This is a genomic window from Pedobacter duraquae, from assembly GCF_004362245.1.
GTDB lineage: Bacteria > Bacteroidota > Bacteroidia > Sphingobacteriales > Sphingobacteriaceae > Pedobacter > Pedobacter duraquae.
On the sequence record NZ_SNWM01000003.1, the window covers coordinates 245670 to 266186 of the forward strand.

Annotated in this window: 19 protein-coding genes; 9 read left to right on the forward strand and 10 right to left on the reverse strand. The window is 41.6% G+C overall.

Annotation, left to right across the window (positions count from 1 at the left end):
- The first annotated feature begins 34 nt into the window (after nucleotides 1-34).
- From CLV32_RS12550 to CLV32_RS12565, 4 genes are all read left to right on the forward strand, one after another.
- The gene (locus CLV32_RS12550) at nucleotides 35-1567 is read left to right on the forward strand and encodes a trypsin-like peptidase domain-containing protein (protein ID WP_133556032.1); all 1533 of its coding nucleotides are present in this window, start codon (nucleotides 35-37) and stop codon (nucleotides 1565-1567) included.
- Between the two features lie 199 nt (nucleotides 1568-1766).
- Nucleotides 1767-2447 (forward strand): succinate dehydrogenase cytochrome b subunit, encoded by a 681-nt coding sequence (locus tag CLV32_RS12555; protein WP_133556034.1) that lies wholly within the window; start codon nucleotides 1767-1769, stop codon nucleotides 2445-2447.
- Nucleotides 2448-2472: 25 nt separating this feature from the next.
- Nucleotides 2473-4452, forward strand: coding sequence for a fumarate reductase/succinate dehydrogenase flavoprotein subunit (locus tag CLV32_RS12560; RefSeq protein ID WP_133556036.1), 1980 nt, complete (start codon nucleotides 2473-2475; stop codon nucleotides 4450-4452).
- Nucleotides 4453-4478: 26 nt separating this feature from the next.
- Nucleotides 4479-5249: a succinate dehydrogenase/fumarate reductase iron-sulfur subunit gene (locus CLV32_RS12565; RefSeq protein WP_133556038.1), complete on the forward strand. Its 771-nt coding sequence runs from the start codon at nucleotides 4479-4481 to the stop codon at nucleotides 5247-5249.
- Nucleotides 5250-5311: 62 nt separating this feature from the next.
- On the opposite strand, the gene CLV32_RS23345 is transcribed toward CLV32_RS12565, so the two are convergent.
- The 3 genes from CLV32_RS23345 to CLV32_RS12580 all read right to left on the reverse strand — a co-directional run bounded on the left by CLV32_RS23345 (nucleotide 5312) and on the right by CLV32_RS12580 (nucleotide 9207).
- Nucleotides 5312-6991 (reverse strand): M56 family metallopeptidase, encoded by a 1680-nt coding sequence (locus CLV32_RS23345; RefSeq protein WP_133556040.1) that lies wholly within the window; start codon nucleotides 6989-6991, stop codon nucleotides 5312-5314.
- Nucleotides 6988-7365, reverse strand: a complete 378-nt coding sequence (locus tag CLV32_RS12575; RefSeq protein ID WP_133556042.1) for a BlaI/MecI/CopY family transcriptional regulator — start codon at nucleotides 7363-7365, stop codon at nucleotides 6988-6990. The genes CLV32_RS23345 and CLV32_RS12575 overlap by 4 nt, the downstream gene beginning before the upstream one ends.
- Before the next feature lie 267 nt (nucleotides 7366-7632).
- Nucleotides 7633-9207: a M28 family metallopeptidase gene (locus tag CLV32_RS12580; protein WP_243732302.1), complete on the reverse strand. Its 1575-nt coding sequence runs from the start codon at nucleotides 9205-9207 to the stop codon at nucleotides 7633-7635.
- A gap of 96 nt (nucleotides 9208-9303) precedes the next feature.
- On the opposite strand from CLV32_RS12580, the gene CLV32_RS12585 reads away from it, so the two are divergent.
- Nucleotides 9304-10656 carry a M20/M25/M40 family metallo-hydrolase gene (locus tag CLV32_RS12585; RefSeq protein WP_133556044.1) on the forward strand — a complete coding sequence of 451 codons (1353 nt, stop codon included), beginning with the start codon at nucleotides 9304-9306 and terminating at the stop codon, nucleotides 10654-10656.
- Between the two features lie 64 nt (nucleotides 10657-10720).
- Here the strand turns inward: CLV32_RS12585 and CLV32_RS12590 are convergent, their stop codons facing one another.
- From CLV32_RS12590 to CLV32_RS23100, 3 genes are read right to left on the reverse strand one after another with little or no spacing between them, the layout of a single operon-like run.
- Complete coding sequence (locus tag CLV32_RS12590; protein ID WP_133556046.1) at nucleotides 10721-11503, reverse strand: ABC transporter permease; 783 nt, start codon at nucleotides 11501-11503, stop codon at nucleotides 10721-10723.
- Nucleotide 11504: 1 nt separating this feature from the next.
- Nucleotides 11505-12413 carry an ABC transporter ATP-binding protein gene (locus CLV32_RS12595; RefSeq protein WP_133556047.1) on the reverse strand — a complete coding sequence of 303 codons (909 nt, stop codon included), beginning with the start codon at nucleotides 12411-12413 and terminating at the stop codon, nucleotides 11505-11507.
- 1 nt (nucleotide 12414) lies between these two features.
- A complete protein-coding gene (locus CLV32_RS23100) occupies nucleotides 12415-12591 on the reverse strand; it encodes a hypothetical protein (RefSeq protein WP_166641941.1) in 177 nt (58 codons plus the stop codon).
- Nucleotides 12592-12811: 220 nt separating this feature from the next.
- Here CLV32_RS23100 and CLV32_RS12600 point away from each other — a divergent pair, with 220 nt between their 5' ends.
- The gene (locus CLV32_RS12600) at nucleotides 12812-13846 is read left to right on the forward strand and encodes a sensor histidine kinase (RefSeq protein ID WP_133556049.1); all 1035 of its coding nucleotides are present in this window, start codon (nucleotides 12812-12814) and stop codon (nucleotides 13844-13846) included.
- A complete protein-coding gene (locus CLV32_RS12605) occupies nucleotides 13843-14592 on the forward strand; it encodes a LytR/AlgR family response regulator transcription factor (RefSeq protein ID WP_133556051.1) in 750 nt (249 codons plus the stop codon). Before CLV32_RS12600 ends, CLV32_RS12605 begins: the two co-directional genes overlap by 4 nt.
- A 4-nt stretch (nucleotides 14593-14596) precedes the next feature.
- Here CLV32_RS12605 and CLV32_RS12610 read toward each other — a convergent pair whose 3' ends face one another.
- Genes CLV32_RS12610 through CLV32_RS12620 form a run of 3 tightly spaced genes read right to left on the reverse strand, consistent with a single transcriptional unit; the run spans nucleotide 14597 to nucleotide 18415 of the window.
- Nucleotides 14597-15331: a lysophospholipid acyltransferase family protein gene (locus CLV32_RS12610; protein ID WP_133556053.1), complete on the reverse strand. Its 735-nt coding sequence runs from the start codon at nucleotides 15329-15331 to the stop codon at nucleotides 14597-14599.
- Nucleotides 15332-15343: 12 nt separating this feature from the next.
- Entirely contained in the window at nucleotides 15344-15898 is a 555-nt protein-coding gene (locus CLV32_RS12615) for an NUDIX domain-containing protein (protein WP_133556055.1), read from the reverse strand.
- Between the two features lie 27 nt (nucleotides 15899-15925).
- Nucleotides 15926-18415: an outer membrane beta-barrel family protein gene (locus CLV32_RS12620; RefSeq protein WP_133556057.1), complete on the reverse strand. Its 2490-nt coding sequence runs from the start codon at nucleotides 18413-18415 to the stop codon at nucleotides 15926-15928.
- A 99-nt stretch (nucleotides 18416-18514) separates the two neighbouring features.
- On the opposite strand from CLV32_RS12620, the gene CLV32_RS12625 reads away from it, so the two are divergent.
- Entirely contained in the window at nucleotides 18515-19111 is a 597-nt protein-coding gene (locus tag CLV32_RS12625) for a thioredoxin family protein (protein WP_133556059.1), read from the forward strand.
- Here CLV32_RS12625 and CLV32_RS12630 read toward each other — a convergent pair.
- The gene (locus tag CLV32_RS12630) at nucleotides 19108-19389 is read right to left on the reverse strand and encodes an ATP-dependent Clp protease adaptor ClpS (protein WP_133556061.1); all 282 of its coding nucleotides are present in this window, start codon (nucleotides 19387-19389) and stop codon (nucleotides 19108-19110) included. The genes CLV32_RS12625 and CLV32_RS12630 overlap by 4 nt on opposite strands.
- Before the next feature lie 78 nt (nucleotides 19390-19467).
- Between CLV32_RS12630 and CLV32_RS12635 the strand changes: the two genes are divergently transcribed.
- Nucleotides 19468-20514 carry a 3-oxoacyl-ACP synthase III family protein gene (locus CLV32_RS12635; protein WP_208111000.1) on the forward strand — a complete coding sequence of 349 codons (1047 nt, stop codon included), beginning with the start codon at nucleotides 19468-19470 and terminating at the stop codon, nucleotides 20512-20514.
- The last annotated feature ends 3 nt before the right edge of the window (nucleotides 20515-20517 follow it).

Sequence of the window (20517 nt, forward strand, 5' to 3'; positions counted from 1 at the left end):
ATAGAAAGAAAAAATTATATTAATAACACATAGCATGAAAAGAATAGGATTAATTCTGTTGGCCGCACTTGTAGGTGGTGCGTCCGCAATTGGCGCCTATAAATTATTAGAGCGCGGAAATGACGGGTTGTCATTAACGGAAAAGCAAAATGTGCTTTTCGCCAGCAACCCAATTAAAATATCATCGGCAGGTACTGTGGATTTTGTTCAGGCAGCAGCGGCAGTATCTCCGGCAGTTGTACACATCAGGACAACATTTAATAGTTCTACCAGCGAGAGTCAAGGTTCTCCGATGGATTTAATGGAGCAGTTTTTTGGCGGCGGCGGTCGTGGAATGAGATCCAGAGCGCCAAGAGCAGCCTCAGGTTCAGGTGTAATCCTAACCCCTGATGGGTATATTGTTACTAACAATCACGTAGTAGAAAATTCTCAGAAAATTGAGGTGATTTTATCCGACAGACGCAAGGTTACTGCTAAAGTGATCGGTACAGATCCAAATACTGATCTTGCCCTGATCAAAGTTGATGCTACTAATTTACCTGTGGTGAAAATGGGTAACTCAGATAATGTACAGGTTGGCGAGTGGGTATTGGCAGTAGGTTTTCCTCTGGATCTTCAGACTACCGTAACAGCAGGTATCGTGAGTGCAAAAGCAAGGAAAATCGGTATCCTTGATCGTCAGCAGGAATTTACTGAAGAACAACAGGAAGAATACAGAAGAACAGGCAAGATCTCAAAACTGCCGGCAAGTAATAGTATTGAGTCTTATATTCAGACTGATGCCGCTATTAACCCTGGAAACAGCGGTGGTGCTTTGGTAAATGCTAACGGTGAACTTGTAGGTATCAATGCGGCTATTGCTTCAGAAACAGGAAGAAATGAAGGTTATGGTTTTGCAATTCCTGTAAATCTAGCCAAAAAGATCCTTGAAGATTTTAGAAAATATGGTGCGGTTAAACGTGGATATATCGGAGTTTCTTTCCAGCCACTTGACGCTGACAGGGCTTCAGAACTTAACGTTAAAGATAATAGTGGTTTATATGTAAGTGATGTGCCTGCTGGCGGCGCCGCTGCTGCTGCTGGTATCAAAGCTGGAGATATCATTAAAAAAGTTGAGGGTGTTGAAATTTATGACTCCCCAGACCTGCAGGAAAAAGTAGGAAGACTAAGTCCTGGAGATAAACTTCAGCTAACTATTTCCAGAGATGGGGTATTGAAAAATATCGATCTGACGCTTCGTGGCGAATCGAGTGTAGGGTTAGCTAAGGTTGTCCCTGCAGGAAAAGCAACAGGTGCAAGTATTGGTAAATTAGGAGCATCATTTGCGCCAGCATCGCCAGCTCTTAAAGCTAAATATGGAGTTAAGAGTGGTGTTGTAGTAACTAATGTAGAAAGTGGAAAAGTATTTGACGGACTTGATATTCCAAAAGGTATGATCATTACTTCGATCAATGGCAAGCCAGTAAACAGTGCAAAAGATGTAGAGGCTGCATTGCCTACTTCGAGAAACGGAATGACTACTGTTACGGGTGTTGGCCCTAACGGAAACTACTCGTTTACGTTTTAATAAGATCCCATAATTCGATAAGAGGGGGCAATGTTATATTGCTCCCTTTTTTGCGTTAAAGGCCTAATGGGACGCAAAATACGCCAAAAACGTAGAACGTTTCTAAATAGCTGATATTTGACACTTTTGTTGCTGTTGTCACGAAATTAATTCCTTTATTAATTAGTTTTGCACAACTGAATAAATTAAATACAATCAAATGGCTAGTTTCGGAAACGCTTTTTCCTCTTCTATAGGAAAAAAACTAATAATGGGTATTACCGGCCTGTTTCTTATCTTATTTCTAATTGTGCATTGCTTTATTAACGCGTTAATTTTCATGAATGATGGTGGCGTGACCTTTAATACAGGTGCACATTTTATGGCATCCAACTGGATCATCAGGGCGGGGGAAATTGTCCTTTTCCTGGGGCTCTTGCTGCACATCTTCCAGGCTGCAAGGTTAACACTTAATAACCAGGCTGCACGTCCTGTTAAGTATGCTGTTACCAACGGACAGGCAAACAGTAAATGGTATTCACGTTCTATGGGCTTACTCGGAACGTTGTTATTGATTTTCCTGATTGTCCACTTGTCAAATTTCTGGGTAGTATCGCGCTTTACCGGGATACCGACAGAAGATGCGCTTGGACAGGAAGATCTGTATGCTGTAATGCACCAGACCTTTATGAACCCTGGTATTGTTGTTCTTTATGTGTTGTCGATGATTTCACTCGCTTATCATTTATTGCATGGATTTGCATCTGCTTTTCAGACACTGGGCTGGAACCATAAGAAATATACTCCGCTGATCAAAACTATCGGAATCTGGTATTCTATCGGAATCTCTCTACTTTTTGCAGCAATGCCTGTGGCAATCTATACAGGACTTATTAAATAATTTTTGAACGAAAAGCTTAAATAAAATGGCAGAAATAGATGCTCATATACCAGAAGGTGAATTAACCGAAAAATGGACGAAGTTACGTTCTTCAATGCCATTGGTTAATCCGGCCAATAAAAGAAGTATAGAGATTATTGTAGTAGGTTCCGGTCTTGCCGGTGCTTCTGCTGCAGCGACCCTTGCTGAAATGGGTTATAAGGTAAAATGCTTTTGTTTCCAGGATTCACCAAGAAGGGCACACTCAATCGCTGCTCAGGGTGGTATCAACGCAGCAAAAAATTATCAGAACGATGGTGATAGTACTTATCGCTTATTTTATGATACAATTAAAGGTGGTGATTACCGTGCCCGCGAAGCAAACGTGCACCGTTTGGCTGAAGTAAGTACGAACATCATCGATCAGTGTGTTGCCCAGGGTGTGCCCCTTGCAAGAGAATATGGCGGTTTGTTAGATAACCGTTCTTTTGGTGGCACACAGGTTCAACGTACTTTTTACGCTGCCGGTCAAACCGGTCAGCAGTTGTTGCTAGGTGCTTATAGCGCTTTGGAACGCCAGATAGGTATGGGTAAAGTTGAAATGTTTACCCGTCATGAAATGTTGGAAGTAGTGGTAATAGATGGTAAAGCCAGAGGTATCATTGCCCGTAACTTAATCACCGGAGAGCTGGAGCGTCATTTTGGTCACGCCGTATTATTAGGGTCAGGAGGCTACGGAAACGTATTCTACCTTTCTACTAATGCAATGGGTAGTAACGTTACCGCAGCATGGAAAGCACATAAAAAAGGAGCGTTCTTCGGAAATCCTTGTTATACGCAAATCCACCCAACTTGTATTCCTGTATCTGGAGATCATCAGTCTAAATTGACCCTGATGTCTGAGTCGTTGCGTAACGATGGAAGAATCTGGGTGCCTAAGAAAAAAGACGATAACCGTAAGGCATCGGAGATCCCTGAGGACGAAAGAGATTATTATTTGGAACGAAGATACCCTGCTTTCGGTAATCTTGTTCCCCGTGATGTGGCTTCACGTGCTGCAAAAGAACGTTGTGATGCAGGTTATGGTGTAGGAAAATCCAAGCTTGCCGTGTACCTTGACTTCAAGGCGAATACGGAACGTTACGGCCGTATTGAAGCAAATAAACACAATATCCATAACCCTGATCTGGAAACGGTGATGCGTTTGGGCCGCGATGTGATTAAAGAGAAATACGGTAACCTGTTTGATATGTACGCGCAAATTACCGGAGAAGATCCTTATGAATTGCCAATGCGTATTTATCCTGCTGTACACTATACAATGGGTGGACTATGGGTAGATTATAACCTGATGACAACTGTACCTGGCTTGTATGCACTCGGTGAAGCAAATTTCTCTGATCATGGTGCTAACCGTTTAGGGGCTTCAGCGCTGATGCAAGGTTTGGCAGATGGTTATTTTGTTATTCCATATACTATTGGTGCCTACCTGTCTAAAGAACTGGCAACAAAGCCTATTCCTACCGATCACCCTGCTTTTGTTGAAGCTGAGGCAAATGCAAAAGGCATCCTTGATAAATTTATCGCTATTAATGGAACGAAGTCTGTGGATTATTTCCATAAGAAATTAGGAAAGATTATGTGGGATAAATGCGGTATGGCTCGTAACGCACAAGGATTGACTGAAGCAATAGCGGAGATTCAAGCGTTGCGTAAGGAATTCTGGAGTGATGTTCGTGTGCCTGGTACTTCTGACAGTATGAACCCTGAACTAGAGAAAGCCGGTCGTGTTGCCGATTTTATTGAACTTGGCGAATTGATGTGTATTGATGCTTTGAACAGAAATGAGTCCTGCGGAGGACACTTCAGAGAGGAGTATCAGACTGAGGAAGGTGAAGCTTTACGTGACGATGAAAACTATGCTTATGTTGCCGCTTGGGAATATAAGGAAGGTGTGAAGTTTGAACTGCATAAAGAACAACTGGAGTTCAAAAACATCAAGATTGCACAAAGAAGTTATAAATAATTGCTAAGTACTAAAATCTCAATATCATGAGTACAGGAAATATGAATTTAACGCTGAAAATTTGGCGTCAAAAAGATAACAAAGCCAAAGGTAATTTGGTAGATTATAAAGTGTCAGAGATTTCGCCGGATATGTCATTCCTAGAAATGTTTGACGTATTGAATGAAGACCTGGTTACAAAAGGTGATGAGCCTATTGTATTCGATCACGATTGTCGTGAGGGTATTTGTGGCGCCTGCTCTATGTTTATCAACGGCAGACCTCATGGTCCTAAAGAAGGTATTACCACCTGCCAACTGCATATGCGCTCTTTCAAAGATGGAGATACCATCGTTGTAGAACCATGGAGAGCTAAGGCTTTTCCGGTAATCAAAGACTTAATGGTAGATCGTACTGCGTTTGACAGGATTATCGCTTCTGGAGGCTTTATTTCTGTTAATACAGGTAATGCCCAGGACGCAAACGCGCTTCCAATTCCTAAGTCTCAGGCAGACTCGGCATTTGAAGCTGCAGCATGTATTGGTTGCGGAGCTTGCGTAGCTACATGCAAAAATGCTTCGGCAATGTTATTCACCTCAGCTAAGATTTCTCAGCTTGCACAACTCCCACAGGGGCAGCCTGAGCGTTACCGCAGGGCTCAAAGCATGGTTGCACAGATGGATGCTGAAGGTTTCGGTAACTGTACAAATACCGGTGCATGTGAGGCAGAATGTCCGAAAGGAATTTCCCTGGAAAACATAGCAAGGATGAACAGAGATTTTTATTCTGCAAAATTTGTTTCTGAGGAGGAAGTTTAATAGATTTATATCTCGAGACAAGGATATTAAGGCGAAAACCCCGGCAGAAATGCTGGGGTTTTTTATTTTAACCAGGAGTCTTGATTGTCGTCTGTGTTTTTTTTCATTTTGACAAGCACTACGCCGTTCTTCGCTTCAGCTCCATAAAGTAGCACAGCTGTCTGATTCTTGATCACTGAGATACTCTCGATCTTATTGGAATTGATTTTTTTGAGGACGGCTTGTGACGACTTCTGACCGTCAACAATAAACAATACATCATCTTTGATTGGTTTGCCATCAACCTGTACACTGGCAATCCCTTGCATGGTACTTGCGGTTACGGTCATCTTTTCTATTACAGGGTCCTTTTTAACTGGTGCAGGCTCTGTGTTCAATACAAATGAAATTGGGATGTTATATTTAACCCGTACAAGCTCATCGTTCATTTTTCCTGGAGTCCAAAACGGTGATGCCTGAAGCACACGTACAGCCTCTTCATCCAACCCGCTACCAGCTTTCCGGTCAACCTGAATATTGGTGAGTTCTCCATTTTTCTCCACTGTAAAAGATAAGATAACCCGCCCTTCTACATTATTTTGCACAGCTTCCGTCGGGTATTTTATGTTCTTTGCTACATAAGCATAGAACTTCCGCATCCCTCCGGGAAAACTCGGAACAACATCAAGTTCTGAAAAATTATGAATATCATCAGCAATGGTATCTCTTGAAATTTCGACTGAGCGAAGATCAGAATTCTTTAAATCGGGCTCCGCCTGAACTGTCGCATACCCATGCTGAATCTGAGGCTTATTCAGCTCTTTTGTTACGGTATCAGTTGCCGATGGCTTTGGTGTGCTTTCGTTAATTAGAACTTCTTTAAATGCTTGCATAGGGCTGTTTAGCGGTATTTGCTTGGTCACATTCAGAATGTCTTCATTTCGGCGCAATGTTGCTGATGATAAAATAAGCATCGCTGAAAACAAGGGAACGAAAAGCCCATATTTCAGTATGGCTGTTTTTCTTGACTTTTCCTTATGCAGCATGATGATTCTTTTTTTAATCAGCGATTTGTTGAAGAAGCTATTGGTAATCGCACTTGGATTTACGCCAAAGGCTTTACTAAGCAAGAGCATTGCATATGCTTCTTTATCTCCGATATAGGCTGCCGCAGCATCATCAGCAAGGTATTCGTGGATATTTTTAACTGCATGCTTGTAGAAATAGATCACCGGATTAAACCATGTAACGATACCTATGATTTCAAAAAATAAGATATCAGCAGTATGAAGCTGCTGAATGTGGATGTGCTCATGCGCATTGATTGTATCCTGGCCGGGTAAATTTGGATCAATCGACTTTTTACCAAAAAAAGTAAAGGCTGATCCGGGATTAAAACGGTTGAAGATCTTTTTAATAGATAATAACTGAAGCATAAACCGACCAAGAAAAAATAGAGCGCCAGTAATATAAATGAAGACAACGATATTACCCCAATTGATGTATTCTTGTGTTGTTTCATTACCCCCTCCAGAAATTAGTATGGTAAGTTGACCTACGCCTGCGGATATTTTTTGCGTTACAGGCTGCCTGAAAAACCATTCCAATCTGATGAAAGGAATGATTAGAGAAAATACTCCGGCCGCAATCAGATAAGAACGATTGAGCTTAAAATACGTTTCTCCTTCCAGAAAAAGCTTGTAGAAAATAAAAAATACGATCAGATACAGGTTAGCCTGCAGGAGATAATGTGCCCAACTCATTTTGGTTTGTGTTTGATTTTATTAATCATTTTCAAAATCTCGTCTACATCACCTACATCAAGCTTCTCTTCTTTTACGAAGAATGAAAACATGCTTTCTACAGAGTTTTCAAAATAACTACCCAATAGTTTTTCTGTGGCATGACGTTTATAATCTTCGCGACTGATCAGGGGGTAATACTGGTGGGCCTTACCATAAGCCTCATGGCCGATGAATCCTTTAACTTCTAGTATCCGGATAATCGTGGATACAGTATTGTATGCTGGTTTGGGCTCTGGTAAAAAATCCATTACTTCTTTGACAAAACCTTTTTCGATCTGCCATACAATCTGCATGATCTGTTCTTCAGCTTTTGTTAAATCTTTAATTTCCATAATTTATTCGATAGTTAGCCACATTCTGGACATGAAGAAGTGGATTTAATATAAACTTAAAACTAATCGATTAGTTTTCAAAGAATTCATGCATTTATTTTCCTGAAGATTGTCAAACGACTCTCGAGTGCTTCCGAAACGTCTTAAGGGATTTTAATGCCTTCTTATGTTGTTTAACGCATTAAATCACAACAACGGATGTGAAATCAATGTGCCGCTATATGAGAACATAAAAAAAGCCCTTCCGTAGAAGAGCTTTTAAGTTTGTTATGGTCTTGCAGCAGTTGCCGGAGGAGGTGTCGGTAATTCTTTTCTTGGAATCTGCGCTGCACGCTCTGACGTATTGTATACAAATGAGGCTACAATTGTTGCAGATCTTTTCAGGTCTTCTTCAACTAAACGGTCATAGGTATCCATGTTGCTATGGTGTGTACGGGTATTGTAGTCCATAGGATCCTGTACAAATTGGAATCCTGGAATTCCTACTGCATCAAATGACTGGTGATCTGTACCACCGGTGTTATTTACAGTAACTGTTTTCGCGCCTATGTCGCTAAACGGAGCTAACCAGCTTTGGAAAATCGGTCCAGCTGCAACGTTACCCTGTAGATAGATTCCACGAATGGCACCAGTACCATTATCAAGGTTGTAGTAAGCACTTATTTTCTTTTGGTCAGGCGTAAGTACCATTGTTTTAGAATCTCCGAAATGTTTGGTCACATAACCTTTTGAACCAAACAATCCTTGTTCTTCTGAGCTCCATAAAGCAATTCTGATTGTTCTTTTTGGTTTGAAGTCTATTGATTTCAGGATGCGCATTGCTTCCATCATCACAGCCGACCCAGCAGCATTATCTGTAGCACCGGTTCCTGAGTGCCACGAATCGTAGTGCCCCCCAATCATGACAAGTTCATCTTTTAATTTTTTGTCTGTTCCAGGGATTTCGGCAATTACATTATATCCCTGAGGATCTTTATCAAAATACGATGTTTTGATCTCCGCTTCCATCTCTACTTTTTCTCCACCTTTAAGTAATCTCAGCATGTGCAGGAAATCTTCTGATGAAACTTCCAGTTCGGGAGATACAGGAGCAGCATCTAACGCATAAGAAGCACCGTTGCTGGTAAAGAACGTGCCATAGCTGCCACGGGCATAAGTGAGGATCAAACCAACTTTCTCTTCAAGAAGTAATTTAACCATAGCCGCTCTGGTTTCTCTCATTTTAAGCATCATTGCCATCTGGTTGTTGTTGCCAGCTGGTCTGCCACCGCGACGAACCTGAAGCGTATCTTTAGCCATTTTTTCTAAAGCTTCGTCAGTATGACGTACTGCATCTGCTTTATAGCTGTTTTGTAATGCAGCATTGCTCATCTGATCGAACATTACGATCTTTCCGGCAAGCTTACCTTTATATTTGTCAAGGTCAGTAATTGTATCTGCTTTGATCAGAACAACTTCTGATTTAATTGGTCCATTTGTTCCTGGAGTCCATGCTTTTGGTGAAGCAATGATTGGATGGTAATATGGAAGGGTAGTTGCAGCATAGTATTTCTCTACCTGCCATCCTTTACCGAAGTTACCCCAGGCTTCCAGATGTACATTTTTTAAACCCCATTCATTAAATTGTTTGATCGCCCAGTCTTGAGCTCTTTTCAGTCCCGGAGAGTTGGACAGACGGGGACCGCTTACATCGGTAATATGATAAGCAAGGTTCATCACCTTTGAGTTTTCAAGACCCTCTTTTCTGATCTTCTGCACCGCTGCCATGTCTACAGACTCCTGTGCGCCGGCATATAGGCATATACTCAATGCGAACATTGTTGTAGTAAATTTTTTCATCATCATTAATAGTTTAAGTTCTGTCTAAAATTACTTTAAATGTTAAATATTTGTATCTTTCTAATCATATTTTTACAGTCCAACCGCCAATTATCTAAAATGAAGTTAATCTATTCTTTATCTCTGCTCTGTTTATTGAGTTATACAGCCGCAAAAGCACAAAATGTTGTTAAACGCGATCCCGAAATAGAAGGAATGCTGAACGAAGTGTCGGCAACAAACCTCGAAATGACTATAAAAAAGCTAGTTTCTTTCCAAACGCGACATACCTTGAGTGATACGCTAAGTAAAACCACTGGAATAGGCGCGGCAAGGAACTGGATCCGCTCAGAATTTGAACAATACAGTAAGGCGAGTGGTGGGAAACTCCAGGTATCATTTGATACTTTTGTGCAGCCCGCTGATGGCCGGAGGATATTGCAGCCGGTAACCTTAAAAAATGTGCTGGCCATATTGCCGGGAACTGATCCCGAAGACAAGCGCATGCTGATGATCTCCGGGCATTATGATTCCCGTGTCACCGATGTAATGAACATTAAAGATTTTGCTCCGGGAGCAAATGACGATGCTTCTGGCGTAGCGGCGGTGATGGAACTGGCCAGAATTATGAGTAAGCATCAGTTCAGCGCAACATTAGTTTTTATAGCGATGGTAGGAGAGGAGCAAGGTTTATACGGAGCAACGAACCTTGCAAAAAGAGCTAGAGCCGAAGGCTGGGATGTTAACCTTTTAATGAATAATGATATCGTAGGTAATTCTTACGGTATGGAAACAGACCTAAAAGACAACAGCAGTGTACGGATATTTAGTGAAGGGGTCTCTCCCGTCGAAACCAAGGAACAGGCAGCAGCAAGGCAGTCTACAGGAAGTGATAACGACGGCAACGCACGTCAGGCTGCGCGGTATATCAAAGAAGTTGGCGAACGCTATGTAGATCAGCTTAGCGTAAAACTCATTTACAGAAGAGATCGGTTTCTAAGAGGTGGAGACCACACGCCGTTCTCCCAGCAAGGTTTTACCGCCGTTCGAGTAACAGAAATGAATGAAGATTTTAACAGGCAGCATCAGGATGTACGTGTAGAAAAAGGCTTTAAGTTTGGCGACCTGCCAGAATATGTTGACTACGGATATTTGCAGAAAGTAAGCAGGCTAAATTTAGCAGTACTCGCTAATGTGGCCTTGGCTACGCAGGAGCCACAGGCGGTAACGGTATTGACAGCTGGCTTAACAAATAAAACAGCATTAAAATGGACAGCGCCAAAAGGAAAAGCTCCGGTGGGGTATTATATATTGATGCGTGAAACGAGCAGTCCGGTTTGGGAAAAGAAAACGTTTGTAACGCGTACTTCTGTGAATATGCCTTACTCAAAAGACAATTATTACTTTGGTATACAGTCTGTAGACAGTGAGGGCCATGAGAGTCTGATTGTAATTCCCAGGGCAGGACGGTAAAAAAGAAAGGCTGTTACATCCATAAGCAGCCTTTCTATTATTAACTATTTCCTAATTTATTAGGCTATTTAATGCTCTTCTTCGCCACAATAAAGTAACCGACGATAAATAGTACCAGGGCCGTGGCCAGACTGGCATAAATATCCTGAGTAAAGAAGTCAGACCCCCCTGCTGTTTTTTTCATGGTCAGCGCGAGGGACGGTTGGCTATACGGAACCATGTAGGCATATTCCCAGTGTTTGCTGGCTACAATGCTTCCGAAGATAATGCCAATGAATCCAATACCCATAGGTTTTAGGAAATCACTCCAGATCAAGCTAATGATAAACTGAACAGATAAAATTCCTAAAGACGAAAGGAAGAGTTTAGCGTAAAACTTACTCAACAGGTTTATCGGAGAGTAATCGCTAAATTTATATTCAGGCACCAATACCTGCAGCAGATGCCCGGAGGCAAAAGTGAATGCTGCAAACAGGAACAGGCAGATGAATATGAGCAATACCGCATATAAATATTTAGCGGTATAGATTGATAATTTGCCCAGCGGCTGGGCAAAAAGCGTTTTCCATGTGTCATTTTTATGTTCGATATTATTGACCGAAAAAGCCATAAAGATTACATAGAAAGGCAGAATAAGCATACCCATAACACCTAGAGCCGCACCGCTGTAGGTGATCCAGAGTACCTCTGGTGGGTAATGCAATTTTAGAATATTTTCTGATTTTGTGTAGAAGCCAAAGGCCACCATTGCACAAATTAAGAACGGTAAAAGAATGGCTGCCCAAAAGGCCAGTGTTTTCCTGGATTTATAAAACTCAGATTGCAGGGATATGATTAGTGCGTACATGTTAGTTGGGTTTAGTAATATCCAGGAATAAATGTTCAAGATCTTTTCTTACCAGATGAATGCTGGATATTGTATTACCTCCCTGAACCAGAACTGTATTTATTCTTCCCGTCTCTGCCTTTGAGGTATAGGGAATCTGAATTGTTCCAGTCTTAATTTGTTCTGGTGTATAGCCTTCTGCGGCAAGTATGCCAAGTGTAGCCTCAATAGCATCAGTCTCAATTTCAACTACAGGTTTATTCAGTGTTTGAAGTTCATTAATTGTCCCCTGAAACAAAAGCTGACCTTTATTTATAATCCCTACATGCGTAGCGATACGTTCGATTTCAGCCAACAAATGGCTGGATACCAATATCGTTTTATTGTGTTTGCTGGTGAGCTCTATCATCAGATTCCTGATCTCGATGATCCCATTCGGATCAAGTCCGTTTGTTGGCTCATCCAGCAATAAGAGTTCAGGGTCTCCGAGAAGTGCCAGGGCGATACCCAGACGTTGCTTCATGCCCAGAGAATATTTCCCTGCTTTTTTGTCGGCAGCTTCTGTTAACCCTACAAGAGCCAACATTTCTGCAGCCCTGCTGCGCGGAGTACCCAACAGGATACAACGGTTATATAAATTTTCTTTGCCAGATAAATGTGCATATATCGCTGGTTGCTCTACAAGCGCACCCATTCTTTTTAAACTGGCAATTCGGTTGGTACTGATGTCTTTTCCAAAAATAAAAACGCTATCAGCCGGAGATTTCAGCAGATTAAGCAATATTTTAATAGTGGTGGTTTTTCCAGCACCATTAGGGCCTAAGAAGCCGTAGATACTTCCTTTCTCTACTTTCAAAGAAAGGTTGTCCACAACCTTCTGGTTGCCGAAGTGGTACGTTAAACCGCAAGTCTCAATAGCCAGCCCGCTCATCTTATTTAGCTGGGTTGGTAGAAACTTTTGCCAATGTTGCCGCTCCTGTGTTTTTCAATACCACTTCATTAGACTGGCTTGTTGTGCCCGATAAAGATGTAGTAAATGTAAATAACATCATGATGAATACAGGAACTAATAAAAGTATAAATGGCGAGATGTTTGATAACCGTTTCATAATCGTTTCGTTTTGATGAAACAAATAGAATCATAAAACTGAACCTGCTAAAATCTTTTAGACCAAGCACATTTTATTCTAGATAAACAGTTGTTTTGGCTAGTTTTGAAGAAAATCGGCATATTTAACTGTTCGTAGAAAAAAAATGCCAGTTCGTCGAAAGTAACATCTTAAACCTTATAGTTTTTTTACTTTGTATGCTCAATATTGCCATTAGGAAATGAAAAATAAGACTTCCTTTATCATACATGCACTGTTCTGGCTTTTCCTCCTGGGCTTTTTCTGCCTGGGTTTGTACCTTAACAAAGAAAAAATGAGCGCCTACGCTATCATGGTGCAGTTTGGGTATTATGGGTTGATTAATGTCTCTATATTCTACATCAACTACACATTGCTCATCCCACAACTTGTTAAAACGCAGAAGAAGTATGGGATATATATCTTGTCCATTACTTTTCTAATTGTATTTATGGGCTTTGTGAAAACGGTACTTGCTACGTTGAACTCAGACATTATGTTGGCCCGCATGAACATGGAGACACACAAGATCGAACCAATGAATATCACGAGGTTTGCAGTGGGAACGATCTTTAGTTCTGGCTTTTTTATCGTTATCAGTTCCCTGATCAAATTTGCGGTCGACTGGTTCGGTAATGAGCGTATCCAACGTAATCTGGAAAGCGAAAAGAAAGACATGGAGCTTCAATTCCTGAAATCTCAGCTCAATCCACATTTCCTGTTCAACTCACTAAACAACATTTATTCGCTTGCTTACCAGAAATCTGATAAAACTGCCGATGCTATCCTTAAGCTATCTGAGATTATGCGCTACATGATCTATGAAAGCAACGACAGTTGGGTTGAACTTAGCAAGGAAATCGAATACGTAAAAAGCTTTATAGAACTACAAAAGCTGAGGTTTAAGGATGGAGCTGCCGTCGAATTTACACTGAACGGAGAAATAGATGGGCAGCATATCGTGCCCTTGATTTTGATCTCCTTCGTGGAAAATGCTTTTAAACATGGTGTTGCCAATGATCCGAATGATCCGATTAAAATAAATGTGATCGCTAACCAAAAGATCCTTCATTTTAGTATCACCAATAAGAAGAATACACACAATAAAGACGAAATGGGTGGGGTAGGTTTAAATAATGTAGAGCGCAGATTACAGTTGCTTTACCCGGATAGATATAAATTAAATATCGTAAATTCGGCTACTCACTACACCAGTGAATTAATGCTTGACATATGACAAAGTTGAAATGTATTGCAGTTGACGATGAGCCTCTGGCACTTGACATCATTGAAGACTATATTTCCAAAGTGCCTTTTCTTGAACTTGTAAAACGTACAGAGAATGCCATTGAAGCGCTGCAACTTGTGCAGGCCGGTGGTATAGATCTTGTGTTTTTGGATGTGCAAATGCCTGAACTTACTGGAATTCAATTCCTGAAAATTGCCAGTGGCAAATCAAACTATATTCTGACTACCGCCTATTCTCAATATGCTCTCGAAAGCTACGACCTGAATGTTTCTGATTACTTGTTGAAGCCAATCGCATTTGACCGGTTTTATAAAGCAGTAGAGAAAGTTCATAACCTGGTTAAAGTTGCCGAACCTGTTGCAGCCCCCCAACCAATTCTTACTTCAGCACCTTTTTCAGCAAATATACAGCCGGTTCAGGACTTTATCTTTGTGAAGACAGAACACAAAATCCAGAAGATTGAGCTAGACGATATTTTATATATTGAAGGATTGAAAGATTATATTTCTATCTATACAAAAGCAGAACGTGTAATTACGCTGCAAAATATGAAAAAGATGGAAGAGACCCTGCCATCAACTCAGTTCATCCGGGTGCATAAGTCTTATATCATTTCACTGGATAAAATCGAGAGTATAGAACGTAGCCGTATCACGATATGTGGCAAGATCATCCCGATAGGCGATACCTACAGGGACGAGTTCTTCAAAAGAATCGATAATAATAATATTTAATATCCTACTGACCTAGCTTCTGACGGATTGCTGCTTCGGCTTCCACAACTACCTCCTCTGGGCCTTTGCCTGTGGTTGATATAGGCGTAAGGACCGTCCACTTTAACTTTTCGCCCGCAGTAAGTGGAAAGGTTCCGTACTGTACGATTTTCCAGGAGTTTTCTATCGCTACAGGAACTACCATTGCCTCAGGAACTTTTTTAAGCAAGGTGGCAATACCACCAATCTGGAACGGCTTAAGCCTGCCGTCTTTAGCCCGTGTACCTTCTGCAAAGATTACTGCAGACCAGTTGTTTGCTTTCATTCTGGCGCCAAGCTTGATAATTTCGCCAACCGCCTGTTTGCTGTCTTTACGGTCAATATTTGCGCCACCACCGTACTTCAGATTAAAAGAAATAGAAGGGATACCCTTGGTAAGTTCTTTCTTCGAAATGAATTTAACGTGATACTTTCTCAAAAACCAGATCATTGCCGGAATATCATACATACTCTGATGATTGGCTACAAAGATAATGGGCCGATCTACGGGAATATCCTGCTCGTTACTGAATGTGGTAGAGGAGCCCAGAAATATCTGGCAATAGGTTAAAAAGAAATTCAGCAGATCTACCGAAGCTTTGTGTGCCTTATATCCAAAGAATTTATAACACACCCATTGGATGGGCTGAAAAATAATCAGCGTAAGTAAAAAGAAGAAATAGAAAACAGGGCTCAAGATATACCCTAAAAATTTGTTCATATCGTTGGTGATTTAAATGGTTCCTTCCTGAATCAGAAGATGTGTTTTTAGAATTCCTGCCACACTCATGCTATCTGTAATCTCGCCACGCATAACCATTTGGAATGCTTCAGCAAAAGGCAGCTGACGAACAACCAACTGTTCAGTCTCCTCGGGCTGCGCCTGTCCGGCGGTAAGCCCTGTGGCTACATAAATAATGGATAATTCATCGCTAACGGAGTTGGATAGGTGCATCCTTAACACCTCTGTCCAGCGGGATGCTGTAAAGCCTGTTTCTTCAAGCAGCTCGCGCTGCGCGCCTAAAATTGGCGCTTCGTGCAGATGCCCCCCACCTTCCGGGATCTCCCAGCTATAGGCATCGAGTGGGAAGCGGTATTGGCCTACCAACCAGGTATTGTATTGTTCATCTAGCGGTATAACACCAATGGCAAAGTTCTTGAAATGAACTTTGCCATAGATGCCTTTTCCTCCCGAAGGGTTGATAACCTGATATTCTGTTAGTCCGATCCACTTATTGTCATAGATCTGGGTTTCATCCAATATTTGCCATGGGTTGCTTTGTTCCATGCCGCAAGATACGAATTTCTGTTACTGTTAAAATTGCTCCTCATCAGGACGTTGATCCTGCTGGTCATTTTTCTTAGGTTTTTTAGACTGGAAATCTGACTTACCAAAACGGTAGCTGAACGTTAGGTTACCCATCGTTCCCTGCATGTAACGCTGAAAATCAACGACAGTTGTGTTCGTTTCCCTGGTCATACTCCATTTTCTGGTGTTGAAGATATCTCTGATATTTAGGCTCAAAGATGCTTTTTTGTTCGGGAAGTCGTATTTGGCTCCGCCGTCTATACCGTACATTGCATTTCTTTTACCCTGGGCCATCACCTCAGATGAACGGTAGTCACCCCGCACCTGCATGGTAATCCCATAAGGCAAGGTAAAGTTGTTCGTCAAGTTGGCATTCCAGCTAAATCCTGAGGTCTCGGCAATACCATATTGAGGTGCACCTTCAAGTTTACTTTGATATAAGTTTACGTTGGTTGTGAAATTCCAGACTTTGATCAGATCTACTTTACTAATCAGCTCTAAACCGCTTGATATATTACGCGTTAAGTTTTGTGGAGTAGATATAGTTACACCATTGGCATCTGGATCAGACAAAACACGCTGAATTACGTCATTCGTCTGACGGTAGTACACACTGGATATGAAGGTCACCTTTTTCCAGAATTTGCTGTAGCTAAACTCAAACGCATGTACATCCTCCGGTTTTAGGTTCACATTACCTGTACGATAATTTAATGGATCAGAAGCATCAATAAAAGGGTTGGTATCCATGCCGCGTGGTCTGTTTACCCTTCTACTATAGCTTAACTGTAACTGTTGGTCACCTTTAAGTTTTTCTGTCAGGAAAACACTTGGATATAATCTGGTGTAAGCAACTTGTCCAGGGGTAAAGACAGGCTGGTTTGCTCTGTTGAAAATTCCTGAAGAGGTATTAAGTTTTGCATCCTCGCCTCTTAATCCCAATTGGTAGCCAAAACTCTTGATGGTGTTTTGGTAATTGAAGTAAAGTGCGTGTATCTGCTCCTTGCTATTGAATGCGTTTGTCAGGATGTAATCCGTTTCATACTGACCGCTTACAGGATTTAAGATGTCAGCAAAAGTTGTCTGATCTGCAAACCGGATCTGGCTTCTGTAGCCAGCTTCAATTTTACCTGCTGCACCTACGGGTAAAGCGTAATCTGACTGGATATTGTAGTTTTTATTTAAGCCTTCGCCATCGTTACGTTGTGCTACCAGTTCATTTACTGCAGCTCCATTTCTATTGTAAATGCTTGTTTTGTAGGTCTGAAGGTTGTTGTTGCTGCCCTGAGAAAAACCGAAGTTGAATGTGAGCTCTTCTTTTGGTTTTTTAAATTTTTGACTATAGTCCAGATTCAGATCATAACTGTTTCCACTACCATCGTTAATGTTTGTGCGGTTACTCAACTGTACAGGGGTTCTTGTTCTGCTATACTGATTGATGGTCAGGTCTTCATTTCTGTCATTATTACGATTGTTAAAACTTCCAGAGAAACTCAAGACGCTTTTTGGTGCCAGATAATAATCAAGACCTGCCTTAACATTATGACCTTTATCCTGAGAATTTGATGCTGTATTTTGCTCCGCGAAAGCAGTTGTGCTTGCCGGATTCAGGTAAGTGATGTTATTGTAGCCACCACCGATTCTGTTGGCATATCTGTAGCTATAGTTACCATAAATATTCACTTTACTGTTTTGGAAACTTAAACTGGTATTGGCATTATAGTTATCGCGGTTACCTGCGGTAAGTGCCACATTGCCGTTAAAACCTATCGTTTTATTTCTTTTAAGAACGATGTTGATAATCCCTGACTGTCCTTCTGCATCATATTTCGAAGATGGATTGGTAATAACCTCAACACTTTCAATCGAACTGGCTGGAATAGACTGGAGAATCTGAGCAACGTTACCGCCTGCAATCAAAGAAGGTTTCCCGTCGATCAAGACCCTTACGCCAGTAGAGCCTCTTAAACTGATATTTCCATCCATGTCTGTTTGTACGGATGGTACGTTTTGCAAAAGGTCGGTAGCGGAGCCACCTTCACTTACTAAACTTTGGTCTACAGAAAAAACTTTCTTGTCAATTCCCATTTGCATAGTGCTTTTAGGCGCTGTAATTTTAACTTCAGAAAGGGTATTACCTTTCGCAGTTCTCATCTTTACGGTGCCGAACACCTGATTCGGTGCAGCAGTAGTAATTTTTATGGAGTCTCTTACTAAAGTCTGATAACCCACATAACTCACCTTAAAAGTAAATACCCCTTCAGGGATATTACTCATATTTAAATTTCCATCAGCGTCGGTCTGTGCCAGTTTAACAGTTGCTTTTGTTTTTCTGTCCAGCACCATTGCTGTGGCAAATGATATGCCTTCATTAGTTTGGGCGTCAATAATTTTGGCAGTGATTTTTCCTGGGCCGGTAGTTTGTGCGGATAGTTTTACCGTCAGGCAACAAAGTATAGTGATTAAATATAGAACTTTGGATAAATGCTTCTTCATGTATGGTATCTTTTTTCGAATTGTATATAAGGGAGACAAAGTAACGGAGCCTTGGTTTAATATCCGGGGTGGTAACTATTTTATTACAGCTTTAAAGACATGAATTACAGTAATATTTTTGTTAACGACGGTATATCCTATGCCGATTACAGATCGCTTATCGATCAGGAACTTAAATCAGGTAGAACTACAGGTGGAGATCACTCCCCAGACATGTTGCACTATACAAAAATGAATGTGCAAAGAATGAATCGCGTTGATAAGACCGTCCAGCTTACTGCAGGACTCACTGAAGTTTTAGCACAAGTTAGAGGAAACTACCAAATCCTGGTGGTCACTGAGGGATGGTGTGGGGATGCTGCGCAAATTGTACCGGTGTTGCCTAAGATCGTTGCGGCTTTCCCGGATAAATTTGAGCTTAAATTTGTACTTAGAGACCAGCATCATTCGCTCATTGATGCCCACTTAACAAATGGCGGTAGGGCAATACCTGCGGTTTTAGTAATTGACGAAACCGGTGAGCTGGTTTTTAAATGGGGACCTCGTCCGCAGGTTCTTCAGAATCTATTAAAAGGATGGAAAGCTGAAGCAACGGATATGAAAGTAATTGCCGAGCAGCTACACGGTTGGTATGCCAAAGATAAAACACTGACCACGCAGCATGAACTGGAAAAAGCGTTTAGTAACCTGGATTAGTCAACAGACACCGTGAGACCTTCCTGTTGAAGGATCTTGCGGTATATTTCCATTTCTGTAAAAGATCCCTCCAGTACAGCACACTTTCCCTTATTGTGTACTTCCCAGGCAATTTTTTCTGCCTGATGTTCATTATAGTCAAGATATTTCATCATGCAGTGAATCACATGATCAAAAGTATTTACATCGTCGTTCCATAAAATCAGCCTGTGTGAAGTTTTTAAAGAACTCAGGATTTCATCCAATGTAAAAGTTTCCTCTTTTGTTTCTGTTGACATCTTACAAAAATAAGCTAAATTCGAATTAATGTTGCAGTTAAAGTAATTTTTGCTTAAAATTTGCAATTAAACATAACGATGCAAAGTTCAAAAATCGCAGGCATAGGTTACTATGTCCCTAAAAATATATATACAAACGATGATTTGTCGAGGTTCATGGATACCAATGACGCCTGGATAACCGAGCGTACAGGAATCAAGGAACGTCGTTTTGCTGATAGGCTAGGCGAAACCACCACCACCATGGGGGTTGAGGCTGCTACAATTGCTATTGAGCGTGCAGGTATTACCGCTCAGGATGTCGATTTTATTATTTTCGCCACGCTAAGCCCCGATTACTATTTTCCAGGCTGTGGTGTCCTGCTGCAAAGGGAAATGAAGATGAAGGAAATTGGTGCACTTGATATTCGTAATCAATGCTCGGGTTTTGTATATGCACTATCGATAGCTGATCAGTTTATTAAAACCGGGATGTATAAAAACATCCTGGTGGTGGGTAGCGAGAAGCATTCTTTCGCTATGGATTTTACGACAGAAAGCCGCAACGTATCAGTGATTTTTGGTGATGGTGCCGGTGCTGTAGTTCTGCAACCTGCGCAACGCGAAGGCCAGGGTATTTTGAGTACGCACCTGCACAGCGACGGTGCCGAAGCTGAAATCCTCGCCATGTTTTATCCCGGCGCAGCTGCCAATAAGTGGCTTCCCGAGAAACCGGGCTATCCTGAGCAGGAGCTGGGCGGACTGTTTATGACCCCCGAACAAATTACCAGCGGTGCAGCTCTGCCCTACATGGATGGTCCTGCAGTATTTAAAAAAGCCGTAGTTAAGTTCCCGGAGGTTATCCGCGAAGCCCTCGAAGCAAATAACCTGAAGCCTGAGGATATCGATTTATTGGTGCCGCATCAGGCCAACCTACGTATCAGTCAGTATGTGCAGCAATTGCTTGGCCTGCCAGACGAGAAAGTCTTTAACAACATCCAAAAATACGGAAACACGACTGCAGCATCGGTTCCTATCGCTTTATGTGAAGCTTGGGAGGCAGGCAAGATCAAAGACGGTGATCTGGTATGCCTGGCGGCATTTGGATCAGGATTTACCTGGGCCAGTGCAATTATAAGGTGGTAAAAG

Coding starts and splice junctions, on each gene's coding strand:
- CLV32_RS12550 (WP_133556032.1), top strand. CDS start 35: ATGAAAAGAATAGGATTAATTCTGTTGGCCGCACTTGTAGGTGGTGCG.
- CLV32_RS12555 (WP_133556034.1), top strand. CDS start 1,767: ATGGCTAGTTTCGGAAACGCTTTTTCCTCTTCTATAGGAAAAAAACTA.
- CLV32_RS12560 (WP_133556036.1), top strand. CDS start 2,473: ATGGCAGAAATAGATGCTCATATACCAGAAGGTGAATTAACCGAAAAA.
- CLV32_RS12565 (WP_133556038.1), top strand. CDS start 4,479: ATGAGTACAGGAAATATGAATTTAACGCTGAAAATTTGGCGTCAAAAA.
- CLV32_RS23345 (WP_133556040.1), bottom strand. CDS start 6,991: ATGAGTTGGGCACATTATCTCCTGCAGGCTAACCTGTATCTGATCGTA.
- CLV32_RS12575 (WP_133556042.1), bottom strand. CDS start 7,365: ATGGAAATTAAAGATTTAACAAAAGCTGAAGAACAGATCATGCAGATT.
- CLV32_RS12580 (WP_243732302.1), bottom strand. CDS start 9,207: ATGATGAAAAAATTTACTACAACAATGTTCGCATTGAGTATATGCCTA.
- CLV32_RS12585 (WP_133556044.1), top strand. CDS start 9,304: ATGAAGTTAATCTATTCTTTATCTCTGCTCTGTTTATTGAGTTATACA.
- CLV32_RS12590 (WP_133556046.1), bottom strand. CDS start 11,503: ATGTACGCACTAATCATATCCCTGCAATCTGAGTTTTATAAATCCAGG.
- CLV32_RS12595 (WP_133556047.1), bottom strand. CDS start 12,413: ATGAGCGGGCTGGCTATTGAGACTTGCGGTTTAACGTACCACTTCGGC.
- CLV32_RS23100 (WP_166641941.1), bottom strand. CDS start 12,591: ATGAAACGGTTATCAAACATCTCGCCATTTATACTTTTATTAGTTCCT.
- CLV32_RS12600 (WP_133556049.1), top strand. CDS start 12,812: ATGAAAAATAAGACTTCCTTTATCATACATGCACTGTTCTGGCTTTTC.
- CLV32_RS12605 (WP_133556051.1), top strand. CDS start 13,843: ATGACAAAGTTGAAATGTATTGCAGTTGACGATGAGCCTCTGGCACTT.
- CLV32_RS12610 (WP_133556053.1), bottom strand. CDS start 15,331: ATGAACAAATTTTTAGGGTATATCTTGAGCCCTGTTTTCTATTTCTTC.
- CLV32_RS12615 (WP_133556055.1), bottom strand. CDS start 15,898: ATGGAACAAAGCAACCCATGGCAAATATTGGATGAAACCCAGATCTAT.
- CLV32_RS12620 (WP_133556057.1), bottom strand. CDS start 18,415: ATGAAGAAGCATTTATCCAAAGTTCTATATTTAATCACTATACTTTGT.
- CLV32_RS12625 (WP_133556059.1), top strand. CDS start 18,515: ATGAATTACAGTAATATTTTTGTTAACGACGGTATATCCTATGCCGAT.
- CLV32_RS12630 (WP_133556061.1), bottom strand. CDS start 19,389: ATGTCAACAGAAACAAAAGAGGAAACTTTTACATTGGATGAAATCCTG.
- CLV32_RS12635 (WP_208111000.1), top strand. CDS start 19,468: ATGCAAAGTTCAAAAATCGCAGGCATAGGTTACTATGTCCCTAAAAAT.